The organism is Advenella kashmirensis WT001 (genome assembly GCF_000219915.2).
GTDB lineage: Bacteria > Pseudomonadota > Gammaproteobacteria > Burkholderiales > Burkholderiaceae_B > Advenella > Advenella kashmirensis.
Genome location: NC_017964.1, coordinates 3,113,453 through 3,126,121 on the forward strand (window position 1 = coordinate 3,113,453; position 12,669 = coordinate 3,126,121).

The window sequence follows — 12,669 nt, forward strand, 5'->3', positions numbered from 1 at the left end:
TGACACGATAACGTCCCACACCCTTCCCATGACAGCATGCTAATATTTGTCCAAACTCGGTATTTCGCTCGTGTTTCTTCGCTATAGAACAGGTAAACAGGTGTCCAATGACCACAGTGCGCACAAGCAGCCAGAAACGTGAAGATTTTTTTCAATTGCACCAGACCGGCTGCTTTACCATCCCCAACCCCTGGAATATCGGTACTGCAAGATGCCTGGAGCAAATGGGCTTTGCCGCGCTGGCATCGACCAGTTCCGGACATGCCTACGCCAACGGCATGCCCGACGGAACGCAGTCGCTTGAGATGGTTCTGGCCCACTTGACCGAACTGGCCGCTGCAGTGAATATTCCGCTGAATGCCGATTTCGAAAATGGCTATGCAGACGATATAAAGCAGATGCAGCAAAACATCATCAAGTGTGTTGCGACCGGCGTGGCGGGGCTGTCCATCGAAGATGCACCCCAAGGTGGTGCTGATGGTTTGTATGATTTTACCGTGGCAGTCTCGCGCATCAGCGCGGCGCGCGCTGCCATTGATCAGACGGGAGAGCGGGTGCTGCTCACGGCACGGACCGAGGGCTTTATACGTGGTGCACCCGACCTTGAACAAACCACCCTACGCATTGCTGCGTTCGTAGAGGCAGGTGCTGACTGCATCTATGCCCCTGGCATAAAAACTGCAGAGCAGATCAGCGCCGTTGTCAAAGCCGCCAATGGATGTCCAGTCAATGTATTGTGCGGCAGCGCAATCGGCATGACCGCCGCCGAACTTGAGCAACTCGGCGTGCGTCGGATCAGTGTGGGCGGAGCGCTGGCGCGCGTGGCCATGGACAGCTTTCTTCGGGTCGCACAGCAGATCGCACAGGAAGGCAGGTTCGACGGCTTCGGCGGAATTATTGGCGGCGACGAGCTGGATCGCCGGTTTGCGCGTGAATCCGACTAAGCCGATAGCGGCACAATACATAAGCAGACAAAGCCGATAGGCTGGCGTTACCCGTCATTAACGATGTCGGGCAACGCCAGCCTATTGCAGCAGCCTCGATATGCACTATCCTTGTTCTCGCGGATCGCCCTATTGCCGTTCAGGGTCGGCCGGCAGCTCATGCGCAAATCGCATCACAGTAACCCCCACCTTTAACTGACGCAGGGACGGCATGACCAAAACACAATTGTCATAGGGCGTGACGATAGGCTTGTCATTATCCTGGCCAATCTGCGTGCCCGCATGCGCAATACATTCCATTCCCTGATATGGTTCGGAAAAAGTCAATGACTCCGACATCGCCACGACCGGCGCAGTTACCTGCAACACCGTCTGCGGCCCTTTTTGTGCCAGCATCCAATGGCCCGGCAGGTCGTCTGCATCTACGATGCCCGACTCGAGCAGAAAATGCGCGACCACGTTTCGCGCCGTGTCCACAGAAGATGGATCTCCGTGATACCCGCATTCGATCAGCAACGCCAGCGCCTGCGATTGCGGATCGCCAAACTGGGCGAAATCACGCATACGCGTGCCGTCCTTGTGCCCCGCATCCATGATCACATGTTGCGGTACACCCAGCCGTTTAGCCAATTCCACATTGCGCTTTAACAGACCGGTCATCATCAAGGGCGGGCTGGGTTCGTGCATGGAATGAATATCAAGCAACCAGTCTGCCGCCGCAACCCATTTTCTGAGCTCGAGCGCTCGCCGACGTTCCTGTGTGACCGGCTGATCCAGTTTTGCACTGCTCCAGACCCGGTTCATGTCTTCATCAACAAAACGAGCAGCGTCGTGTGCGGCCACATCCAGCGTATCGAATGCCGCCAGATTGCAAAACGCCAGAACCAGCTGCCCTTTTTTCGGACGCAGGCCTGCGGCCAGCAATTCCTTCAAGGCCCAGGCGCCGCAAATTTCATTGCCATGAATCAATGCTGTGATCAATAGCGTGGGACCTGCAGTGCCCGAATCAAACGCCCATACGCCTGGTGTATCGGTATTACCCAGTCGCTCTGCAGACAAGTCCGGTACCGCAATCTCAAACCCTGTACTCATGGCCGTCCCGTTGCGATATGGGCCGTTTCGGCAAGTTTCTTGAATTTATTGTGCTCTGCCTGAAAGAACGCGGCCAGATCGGGCTGCTCGCGCATGACATTGCTACCGGTAGCTCGGTATTTCTCCTGAAACTGCGGGTCGGCCAGCACCTGCTGCAGACTGGTCTGCAATTTTTTGACGACCGCCTCGGGCATGTCCTTGGGGCCGAACAGGCCAAACCAGACGCTGATATCCATGGCCTTGAGAGCGGGGTTTTCAGCCAAGGCCGGAATGTCGGAAGCAAAAGCGGACCGTTTTGCGCTGGTGACGCCGATGGCCGTTATCTGGCCCGACTGTATTTGCGGCAATGCCGAAGACAAGGCAAAAACGCCCAGAGGCAGGCGCCCGCTGGTCAGATCTGTTACCAGCGGTGCAACGCCACGATAGGGCACATGCAGGAATTTGGCCCGCGTTTCGGCGTTAACCATTTCACCAGCCATATGCAAGGAGGTGCCAACCCCGGACGAGCCATAACTGTAGTTCTCCGACTTCCCCGATGTGGCTACTTTGACCAGATCAGCGGTGTTTCTGATATCGGTCTTTTTGGAGGCAGCCAGCACCAACGGCTGATCACCGATCAGGCCAATAGCCTGCAAATCGGTAACACCGTTATATTTTACCGCCGGATTTACCAGGCTGGCGATCACGATTTCATTGAGCGAACCCACCAATAGCGTATAGCCATCCGGCTTGGCGCGAATTACTTTCTGGGCGCCGATGGTGCCGCCTGCGCCGCCCAGGTTTTCAACCACCACCTTGGCGCCTATTTTCCTGGCCAGCGTGTCGGCCACTACCCTGCCGTTCAGGTCAACGCTGCCGCCCGCCGGATACCCGACCACGATCGTGATAGGGCGATCGGGGTATCCCGAAGCCGCCAATGCCGCCGGGCCACTTACCGCCAGCAAGGCAAACGCGCTCAGAACACAGAATGCCCTTCGCTTAAGGTGATTACTTAACTTTTTCATGACAATGTCTCCGTTGAAATTCTTATTGCCTCTATACTAATTGCTGAAAAACGCCATCATTGTGCTTTTATTGCACAATGCCGTGCAAAATAAAACCGCAATGGCCCGTTGCACAACGACGCTATTTCAATGAGCCAGCCCCACGTCTCGAACCCCTATTGATACGGTAGCTATCCCATGGCTGAAACCAAGCTTCTGAAAGATCTGATTGCCCTGTCCAAAACATGCAGTTTTACCAAGGCTGCAGAGCTGCGCAATGTGACCCATCCTGCTTTCAGCCGGCGCATCCGCGAACTGGAACACTGGGCAGGGGCAACGCTGGTTGACCGCAGCAAAATTCCCGTCAAGCTTACGCAAGCGGGGCGCGAACTGCTGGTGACGGCCGAATACATCGTTGCCAGGCTCAACACCGTCAGCAAGAAAATAAAATCGCCCGGACAGCAGACGAGCCATGCATTGCGTATTGCGACCGGACGCTACCTGGCCAGTACGCTGGTAGCGGACTGGGCCTGCGCGATGTCAGATGTCATTGGCCGGGAACTGTCGGAGACCGTGTCAGTACAGATCAGAACCGGCTCGACGCCGGATATGGTCGCCCTGCTGCAGCGAGAGGAAGTGGATTTTCTGTGCTGCTATGAACACCCCAACTTATCTGTCCCGGTTGCGACTGCCAATTTCCAGTATCTGCAATTAGGTACAGACCGATTTGTACCGGTGTGCAGCGCTGCCAAATACGGCGACACAGTCTATGACCTGCTTGATGAATTCACGCCCATTCCGCACGTAACCTATCTCAATACGCTGTCGCTGCACCATATTCTGAGCGATCATCTGCGTGCCAGCAGTTATGCGTTGGAACCCGTGGCTTATTGTGATTCAGTGGAAGTGGCCTGGTCATTGATCAAGAAGGGACGTGGTATCGGCTGGCTGCCCTGGTCCGTGGTGGCGCAGGACTGCACTTCAGGAATATTGCGCGTATTGGGCGGCAGGCAAAACGAAGTGCCTTTCGAAGTACGGTTATATCGCTCCAAGGAGCCGCTGTCGGTTGCAGCAGAGATGATCTGGGAACGAACCACGCGCTGACGCCGACGCCAGAGCGCGGCTTGTACCCATGCCTTGGTTGGCGGCACACCGTTAGTTTGCAAGGGTCGCGCAGCACTTGCGCGCCGGATTGCATCCCGGCGCTAAAAAATAGCTCGGTTACGACCCACTGCCTCCATGTGCGCAATACGCTGCAACCTCGGGCATCTGCCTGACTTTGGATTTGAGCATTTTTCCTGTGGCACCCAGAGGGATGGCGTCCACAAATATAACGTCGTCCGGTATCTGCCATTTGGCAATCTTGCCTTCATAAAACTGCAGCAGCTCCTCCCGAGCTAGCGTCATTTGCTCGCGCAGGACAACCACAATAACCGGACGCTCGTCCCATTTTGGATGACTGACGCCGATGCAGGCAGCCAGTTGGACGGCCGGATGCGCCATGGCGATGTTTTCAATATCAATCGAGCTGATCCATTCGCCGCCGGATTTGATCACATCCTTGCTGCGGTCCGTAATCTGCAGATAGCCATCGGCGTCGATGGTCGCTACATCTCCGGTGGGAAACCAGCCGTCTACCAGTGCGGCAGTGTCTTTACCAGGGAAATAGTCGCGCACCACCCAAGGCCCCTTAACGTATAAATCGCCAAATGTTTTGCCGTCCCATGGCAATTCGCCCGCATCGTCGCCGACAATTTTGAAATCAATTCCGTACATTGCCCGTCCCTGCTTGCACCGCAGCTTTATTTGTTCTTCCTCTGGCTGCATCAGGGACTTATTTTTCAGAGCACATAGCGCTCCCAGCGGGCTGGTTTCTGTCATTCCCCAGGCATGGATAACTTCAACGCCGTACTGCTCCCGGAATGCTTGTATCATGGCCGGCGGGCAGGCCGAGCCGCCAATCACGGTCCGCTTGAGAGTGGAAAATTGCTGCCCTCCGCCTTTGACGTGATCAAGCAGCATTTGCCATACGGTTGGTACACCAGCAGCAAATGTGACTCGTTCCTGTTCGATCAACTGATAGACGGACTTCCCGTCCAGAAGCGGGCCAGGAAAGACCAGTGCAGCGCCAGTTAGTGCGGCCGCATAAGGGATGCCCCAGGCATTGACATGAAACATGGGTACCACGGGCAGAATCACATCACGCGCCGATATGGCCATAGAGTCGGGCAATGCAGCGCCATAGGCATGCAGCAGCGTTGAGCGATGGCTGTACATGACCGCTTTCGGATGCCCGGTGGTTCCACTGGTGTAGCACATGCTGGAAGCCGCGTTCTCATCAAATTGCGGCCAGCGATAGTCGTCCGATTGCTCTTGGACCCACTGCTCGTAGCTAATCAGGCCGGGTATTGCGCTGTCCTGTGGCAACGCATCACGGTCGCATAACGCAACATAGTGCCTGATCGTTTGGCATTTGCCATGCACTGCCTGCACCAAAGGCAGAAAGCTCAGGTCGAAACATAAAACCTGGTCATCGGCATGATTGGCGATCCACGCGATTTGATCCGGATGCAGGCGCGGATTAATGGTATGCAGCACCCTGCCCGATCCACTGACACCGAAATAAAGCTCCAGATGCCGGTAGCCATTCCAGGCCAGCGTGGCCACCCGCGCAGAAAGCGGCATGGCCATGGCATCAAGTGCACGCGCTACCTGGCGGGAACGGCGGGCCACATCGCGCCAGCAATAGCGATGCAGATCCCCCTCTACGCGCCGCGAGACAATCTGACCATCACCATGATGCGCTCAGCATGAACGATCAGCGACGATATCAGCAATGGATGCGGCTGCATCAGGCCCATTTGTATTTCATCTGTCATAAGTCTCTCTCTTTTTGGATTTATTCTGTCCACCCTCACGTATCAGAGTTGCCCGGGCCAGCCAATGACCAGACTCACCCAATGCAGCACCGGCTACACGATTATTGTCCCACAATTGTTCAATTATTCAATTGCTGATTCCACGATGACTGGCTCCAGACAACTGACTTGTAAATTGCGACCAGATCAGTCCCCGACAGATCAAACGACAGACTTTATCCCATGCCCTGCGATCGCCATCAATAGTGCTCAATGACGCAACCACAAGACAAAAACACATACCTTTCTACGGATCACGGTTGTGTAGTTGACTCCCGTTCCAGCAACTGGCGCTTGCGCTCCACGCCCCAGCGATAGCCCGAAATATCGCCATCGCGCCTGACCACGCGGTGGCAGGGAATGGCAACCGCAATGCGATTGGCGCCACAGGCCTGAGCCACGGCGCGCACAGCGGTGGGTGCCCCGATCCGCTCGGCAATCTGACCGTAGCTGACGGTCGTGCCGGCAGGCACGTCCCGTAATGCCTGCCACACTCGCTCCTGAAAAGCCGTACCACGAACATCGAGCGGCAGGTTCAGACCCACCGACGGCGTCTCTACAAAACCGATCACCTGCGCCACCAGACGTTCAAAGGCAGCATCGCCCCCAACCAGCTGCGCCCTGGCAAACTGATCCTGCAAGTCGCGCAACAGCGCATCGGGATCATCACCCAGCATAATGGCGCAGATGCCGCGGTGGCTTTGCGCCACCAGAATGGCGCCCAGCGAACATTGCCCGATAGCAAAACGAATGACAGCGCCCTGCCCCCCGGCCCGATATTCCCCGGCACGCATCCCCAGCAACTGCTCGGACGCTTCGTAAAAGCGGCTGTTCGAATTGAAGCCCGCCGTATAGATTGCATCTGTAATCGATGAGACTGAAGACCCCAGCTCATCGCGCAGTTTCCTGGCACGCCAGGCCGAGGCATAAGCTTTTGGCGTGAGACCGGTTTCAGCCTTGAATACGCGATGAAAATGAAATGGACTCATATTGGCCTGTGCCGCCAGCTCGTCCAGACTGGGTGGCGTTTGTGCCGACTCAATGTGGCGACAGGCCCGCGCCACCAGCTCAGCCCGTTCGTCTGCAGCGGCAGTGCGGTCCGCCCGCGCACGGCGGCTGGCGCGGTAGCCTGCTGCCTCAGCCTGTTGTGCCGTATCAAAAAAAACAACATTTTTTCGTTGTGGCAGACGGGCTGAAGAACTGGGACGGCAATATACGCCAGTAGTCTTTACAGCATAGACAAAGTGCCCATCCGCTTGCCGATCGCGATTTTGCACGGCCTGCCAGCGAGCCTCTTCGGACGTAAACCGGGCTTGTACCTGCGTAGGTGTCATGATTGATCTCCTGAATATATGGCAGTCATGATCAGAATAGAGATCAATTCAATCGCAAGCAATCGTTTTCTTGCGATTGAATTATGCGCAAGCGACAAGCCAGCAGCGCCTCCAATACCCCTGGACGCACCCAGAACCACTATGACGCTTGCAATCGGCGGCTGGCACTAACAAGGCAATCGCGGGCGCAGCATGTCCCGGTGTCATCGATATCCCGAATATATCAACTGATATATTAATGTTTCAATGATATTTGACCTCATTATTGTGCCCTCAAGGTAATACACCATGTCAAAACGTACCTATGATTCGCTGCGCAGCGCCCGCTGGTTTGCCCCGGATGATTTACGCTCTTTCGGTCACCGATCCCGCATTATGCAAATGGGCTACGCCCCGGAAGACTGGGAGGGCCGTCCTGTCATTGCCATCCTGAACACCTGGTCGGATATCAACCCCTGCCATTCGCATTTCAAGCAAAGGGTGGAAGATGTCAAACGTGGTATTTTCCAGGCCGGAGGCTTTCCCATAGAGTTACCGGCCATTTCCCTGTCGGAAAACTTCGTCAAGCCCACCACTATGCTGTATCGCAATATGCTTGCCATGGAAGCAGAGGAACTGTTACGCAGCCATCCGGTTGACGGTGCAGTACTGATGGGCGGCTGCGACAAAACTACGCCAGGCCTGTTGATGGGCGCTATCAGTGCGGGACTGCCCTGTATTTATCTGCCGGCCGGTCCCATGCTGCGCGGCAACTGGCAGGGAAAAATCCTTGGTTCGGGCTCGGACGCATGGAAATACTGGGATGAGCGGCGCGCCGGGAAAATCAGCAAAACCGAATGGATTGGCGTAGAAGGCGGTATTGCCCGCAGCGCAGGCACGTGCATGACAATGGGCACGGCCAGCACCATGACCGCCATTGCCGAATCCATTGGCATGACGCTACCCGGTGCATCATCGATTCCCGCCGTCGACGCCAACCACATTCGCATGGCAGCTGCCTGCGGCCGGCGTATCGTCGAGATGGTATGGGAGGATCTCACGCCGGCGCGCATTCTGTCCCGAACCAGTTTTCTGAATGCCATTGCCGTAGCTATGGCCATGGGGTGCTCCACCAACGCGGTCATCCATCTGATTGCCATGTCGCGCCGCGCCGGCTGTGATGTCACGCTGGACGACTTTGATGCGGCCAGCCGCAAGGTGCCGGTCATTGCCAATGTCCGGCCCAGCGGCAGCACCTATTTGATGGAAGATTTTTATTATGCAGGCGGCCTGCCAGCCTGATGCGGCGCCTGGGCGATCATCTGCAGGGCGAGGTCATGACCGTGACCGGCTTGACGCTGGCCGAAAATATCAAAGACGCGCAAGTGTATAACGACGACGTGATTCGTCCCATGGACAACCCTTTGTATCCCGAAGGCGCGCTGGCCGTGCTGCGCGGTAATCTGGCGCCGTCCGGCTGCGTGATCAAACCCAGTGCATGCGCGCCGCAGTTCCTGCAACACACCGGCCCCGCACTCGTCTTTGACGATTATCCCAGCATGAAAGCTGCGGTGGACGATGAAAACCTGGATGTCACGCCCGGCCACATCATGGTGCTGCGCAACGCCGGCCCGCTGGGCGGCCCGGGCATGCCCGAGTGGGGCATGCTGCCGATCCCGGTCAAGCTGATCAAACAGGGCGTACGGGATATGTTGCGCCTGTCCGATGCGCGCATGAGCGGCACCAGCTATGGCGCCTGTATTTTACATGTCGCGCCTGAATCGTATGTTGGCGGTAACCTGGCACTGGTGCGCACCGGCGACATGATTACCGTTGATGTGCCGGCCCGCCGTATCCACCTTGAAATCAGTGACGAGGAACTGGCCGCAAGACGAGCAGACTGGATCGCACCCGAACGCCGCTTCGAACGCGGCTACGGCTGGATGTTCTCGCAGCATATCCTGCAAGCCGATGCCGGTTGTGATTTCGACTTTCTGGAAACCAGCTTCGCGCCCCCAACAACGAACCCAGCATTTATTGATCAGGAATTCATCATGGCCCTTGACCCACAAGTTCGCAAGCAACTGACAACCGTCAGCACCGCCACACTGTGTACTGCCTTGTATAAGCGCGGCCTGCGCAATCAGTTCATTCAGGACGTACATCCGCTCAACCCCGCTTTGCCGACCATGGTGGGCGAGGCCTACACGCTGCGCTATATTCCGGCACGCGAAGACCTCAACCCCATTACCGTCTTTCAGGACCGCAGCCATCCGCAACGGGTTGCAGTTGATCAGTGCCCGCAAGGCGCGGTGCTGATGATAGACAGTCGCAAAGATGCGCGTGCCGCTTCTGCCGGCTCCATTTTGGTTTCCCGGCTGATGCAGCGCGGTGCCGCTGGTGTGGTCACCGATGGCGGCTTTCGTGATTCACCGGAAATTGCCAAGTTATCTATCCCCGCCTATCACCATCGTCCTTCTGCGCCCACTAATCTGACCCTGCATCAGGCGCTGGACATCAACGTGCCTATCGGCTGCGGCGATGTTGCCGTTTTCCCGGGCGATGTCGTCGTCGGCGATGCCGAGGGCGTGGTCGTGATCCCCGCGCATCTGGCGCAGGAAATTGCAGCCGAGGCCATAGAAATGACCGCGTACGAAGATTTCGTCACCGAGGAGGTACTCAAGGGTCGATCCATTATCGGGCTGTACCCTGCGACCGATGAACAGGCAAAAACCGATTTTTCAGCCTGGCGGCAGCGCAACGGCCGATAGCATGTGGAGCCTGGCAAGATCAGCACAGCGGTCTGACTCGAGCGCGCGCTACGCCTGCCCCATTCCGTTGGCCGGCGGGACTGCAGATCACCTGCGGCCTTGCGCGCACTTCATATTGCCACATTACGAACTACGTATTGCACGGCTATGGCGACAGTAGCATCACCGTTCACGGACAAAAAACATGAGCTCAGTCACGCCTCTTGATCGCAGCCGCCAGGCGGCACCGCAGCTTTACCAGTTGTTGCGCCAGAAAGTCATTGCTCTGGAACTGGCGCCTGGCACTGTACTTTCACGCGCCGAAGTGGCTGACAGCTATGGGGTTAGCCAGACCCCGGTACGCGAAGCGTTGCTGAAACTGGCGACAGAAATGCTGGTGGATATTTATCCACAGGCTTCGACGCGCGTCAGCCTGATTGACGTCACCCTGGCCAGACAGGCACACTTTCTGCGGCAGTCCCTTGAACTGGAACTGGTGCGGGAACTGGCCCAATCGCGCGACGCGAGCCTGATCGGCTCATTGCAAGCGCTGGTACAACAACAGGACGCCTTGCGCGCCGCCAGAGATCTGAGCGCTTTCAGCCAGGCCGATACGCAATTTCACCGCATGCTTTATCAGGCCGCCGGTAAAGATGCATTATGGCATCTGGTGCACAGCAATAGCGGACATCTGGACCGACTGCGCCGCCTGCATCTGCCGGTTTCCGGTAAGCTGGAACGCATCGTCAGCGATCACCGCCTGATTGTGCGAGCCATTGCCGACCATACGCCGGAGCTGGCGCAGCAGCGCCTGCGCGAACATTTATCAGGAACACTCGAATATGTAGAGCAAATTGTGCAAGCGCACCCGCAATGGATTCGCATGGATCATGACGTCATGACAAGACCTGCAACTGACTATTGACCCGGCAGACGACAATGACATCAAGCTGGCAAAGGCGAAGGCCTTTACGCGCATTCGCGTCACACCAAATCACAATTTGATTGTGCGATTCACCCGATCACCTTGACTGCGCATGGAAAATCGACCATAATGCTTGACTCTTCGTTTGTTATTACTTAGGCGCAGTAGCAAAGCGGTTATGCAGCGGATTGCAAATCCGTCCAGAGCGGTTCGACTCCGCTCTGCGCCTCCACTCTTTATGCGGTTTTCAGGGCAATTAATAAGAATAATTCTGCTCCGAAAAATGGGACTTGCTGCGCAAAATCCCGTAATACCAGCATAGGCGCTAGGGCCACGGCCCTACTACCCCAGGCTCTACCCCATAACGGGGCGATGACTGTTCCCAAACATGATTGATTTTGCCCCATTGCTGCCACGCTTTGTGCTGGCTGGCGGGCGTATGCGTGAGACTGTGGGCAAACATTGCTCCAGCAGCGCGAGCAGCCGGAACAGCATTTTCCAGACTCAGGTGCTAACCCCAAAGCGTGGGGCAGCCAAAACCAACCCCAGCAGCCCGACAGTGAACCGTCTTATGTGGCGTAAACCCCACTTTATTGACGGAAAACCAGCCTCGGATAACCAGCCTGTTTTCCAGTCCTGGTTTCACGCTATTGATCTTTTGTGTAATAAATTGTATTATTATATACATATCGTATACTTTATAAAAATCAGAACACTGGCGGGCATGCTGAATCGCGGCTACGTTATCTACAGATATGCAGCAAGTTCGTCAATCGCTATTCTTAATATTCGTTGTCCGACTTAAGTTGTTTGCTTTACTTATCTTATTTCAGTTGCATGATTCATCGCCGCGTTATGCATTTGGACGCTGCCTGATGCAACTTGCTTTAATGGATGCGATCCACGCTCATGCTCTTTGCCGGTTGGGGATCACCGGTGCAAGCGAATCCAATATTCAAGGTATTAATTTTAATAATCATCAACCCTTGTTAAAACGCCCCAGGACGATTACAGACCGTATCGATACAGGCGGCCGCATAGACGCATCAAACGCAGTTTTAAGCGTCCGATCGTGCTATGCAAATACTATTTGGAGGTCATTATGAATCACGTTAAGTCAGTGAGCATCCTGTACGAACATGGGGTGCCCGGCGTCAAGTTCCATTACGAAAATGGGGGAACCCGCATATTGAACGACGAACAGGCAATCAAATTCGTCAGTTTTGCGGAAAGTGAACGTCATCGCAGCGATATTGATTTTCTGGATATAAATCGCGTTCGCAAATATGTCGCTAATCAGTATTTTTATTAATACTGTAGCAACCCCTTATCCTGCCGTATCCACGATTGGACGATGACCGTGAGGAATGGGTATGAAGACTCTTTCTCCGGCGTATGAGCGGAAAGAGTCGTAAAGAGCAATAACGAATTATTCAGCAGCCTCACATCAGATGGTTCAGCGCCTGCCGAGATCGCGGGGCAAGTGGCAAGTGCGTGCACCGGGCAGACTGATGGCGCATCAGGTAATCGTATCCTCCGTTCTTTTTGCACTCTGCACCAAGGCGCAGAATAACCGCTGCTATCTGCAGCATGACCACTCCTGGGCATTGACGCTTGCATATAACAAGAAAACAAATCGGGCGAACCCGAAACGGTCTCTTATACCCCCGAAGATTTATTTTTCGCCGACTGCATCCGATTGGCTGTTTGCTTCGTATATGTTTATGTGAGGTGACGTCACCCC

At 55.6% G+C, this 12,669-nt stretch carries 8 protein-coding genes, 1 tRNA gene and 2 pseudogenes; 7 read left to right on the top strand and 4 right to left on the bottom strand.

Translation table 11 applies throughout. The annotated features are described in order from the left end of the window. Positions 1 to 107: 107 nt before the first annotated feature. Positions 108 to 944, top strand: a complete 837-nt coding sequence (locus TKWG_RS14625; RefSeq protein ID WP_014751585.1) for an isocitrate lyase/PEP mutase family protein — start codon at positions 108 to 110, stop codon at positions 942 to 944. A gap of 129 nt (positions 945 to 1,073) precedes the next feature. Here the strand turns inward: TKWG_RS14625 and TKWG_RS14630 are convergent, their stop codons facing one another. Then, positions 1,074 to 2,036 carry a M14 family metallopeptidase gene (locus tag TKWG_RS14630; protein ID WP_014751586.1) on the bottom strand — a complete coding sequence of 321 codons (963 nt, stop codon included), beginning with the start codon at positions 2,034 to 2,036 and terminating at the stop codon, positions 1,074 to 1,076. Continuing rightward, positions 2,033 to 3,040, bottom strand: coding sequence for a Bug family tripartite tricarboxylate transporter substrate binding protein (locus tag TKWG_RS14635; RefSeq protein WP_014751587.1), 1,008 nt, complete (start codon positions 3,038 to 3,040; stop codon positions 2,033 to 2,035). The genes TKWG_RS14630 and TKWG_RS14635 overlap by 4 nt, the downstream gene beginning before the upstream one ends. A gap of 177 nt (positions 3,041 to 3,217) precedes the next feature. On the opposite strand from TKWG_RS14635, the gene TKWG_RS14640 reads away from it, so the two are divergent. Continuing rightward, entirely contained in the window at positions 3,218 to 4,123 is a 906-nt protein-coding gene (locus TKWG_RS14640; protein ID WP_014751588.1) for a LysR family transcriptional regulator, read from the top strand. A 117-nt stretch (positions 4,124 to 4,240) separates the two neighbouring features. Here TKWG_RS14640 and TKWG_RS14645 read toward each other — a convergent pair. Together TKWG_RS14645 and ada are read right to left on the bottom strand one after the other, a co-directional pair. Beyond that, positions 4,241 to 5,880 (bottom strand): annotated as a pseudogene (locus TKWG_RS14645) (3-(methylthio)propionyl-CoA ligase). Positions 5,881 to 6,191: 311 nt separating this feature from the next. Continuing rightward, positions 6,192 to 7,271, bottom strand: a complete 1,080-nt coding sequence (gene ada, locus TKWG_RS14650) for a bifunctional DNA-binding transcriptional regulator/O6-methylguanine-DNA methyltransferase Ada (RefSeq protein WP_014751591.1) — start codon at positions 7,269 to 7,271, stop codon at positions 6,192 to 6,194. Between the two features lie 288 nt (positions 7,272 to 7,559). On the opposite strand from ada, the pseudogene araD reads away from it, so the two are divergent. The 5 genes and pseudogenes from araD to TKWG_RS14680 all read left to right on the top strand — a co-directional run. Next, positions 7,560 to 9,280, top strand: a pseudogene (gene araD, locus TKWG_RS14655) (L-arabinonate dehydratase); the annotation flags it as partial. Between the two features lie 24 nt (positions 9,281 to 9,304). After that, positions 9,305 to 10,021, top strand: coding sequence for a ribonuclease activity regulator RraA (locus tag TKWG_RS14660; RefSeq protein WP_041710354.1), 717 nt, complete (start codon positions 9,305 to 9,307; stop codon positions 10,019 to 10,021). A gap of 184 nt (positions 10,022 to 10,205) precedes the next feature. Beyond that, the gene (locus TKWG_RS14665) at positions 10,206 to 10,925 is read left to right on the top strand and encodes a GntR family transcriptional regulator (RefSeq protein WP_014751592.1); all 720 of its coding nucleotides are present in this window, start codon (positions 10,206 to 10,208) and stop codon (positions 10,923 to 10,925) included. 158 nt (positions 10,926 to 11,083) lie between these two features. Further along, positions 11,084 to 11,157, top strand: a tRNA-Cys gene (locus TKWG_RS14670). Positions 11,158 to 12,027: 870 nt separating this feature from the next. Beyond that, positions 12,028 to 12,237, top strand: a complete 210-nt coding sequence (locus tag TKWG_RS14680) for a hypothetical protein (protein WP_014751594.1) — start codon at positions 12,028 to 12,030, stop codon at positions 12,235 to 12,237. Positions 12,238 to 12,669: the final 432 nt, after the last annotated feature.

What these genes read in the sequence shown, in the direction of transcription:
- TKWG_RS14625 (WP_014751585.1), top strand. Translation starts at nt 108, where the DNA reads ATGACCACAGTGCGCACAAGCAGCCAGAAACGTGAAGATTTTTTTCAA.
- TKWG_RS14630 (WP_014751586.1), bottom strand. Translation starts at nt 2,036, where the DNA reads ATGAGTACAGGGTTTGAGATTGCGGTACCGGACTTGTCTGCAGAGCGA.
- TKWG_RS14635 (WP_014751587.1), bottom strand. Translation starts at nt 3,040, where the DNA reads ATGAAAAAGTTAAGTAATCACCTTAAGCGAAGGGCATTCTGTGTTCTG.
- TKWG_RS14640 (WP_014751588.1), top strand. Translation starts at nt 3,218, where the DNA reads ATGGCTGAAACCAAGCTTCTGAAAGATCTGATTGCCCTGTCCAAAACA.
- ada (WP_014751591.1), bottom strand. Translation starts at nt 7,271, where the DNA reads ATGACACCTACGCAGGTACAAGCCCGGTTTACGTCCGAAGAGGCTCGC.
- TKWG_RS14660 (WP_041710354.1), top strand. Translation starts at nt 9,305, where the DNA reads ATGGCCCTTGACCCACAAGTTCGCAAGCAACTGACAACCGTCAGCACC.
- TKWG_RS14665 (WP_014751592.1), top strand. Translation starts at nt 10,206, where the DNA reads ATGAGCTCAGTCACGCCTCTTGATCGCAGCCGCCAGGCGGCACCGCAG.
- TKWG_RS14680 (WP_014751594.1), top strand. Translation starts at nt 12,028, where the DNA reads ATGAATCACGTTAAGTCAGTGAGCATCCTGTACGAACATGGGGTGCCC.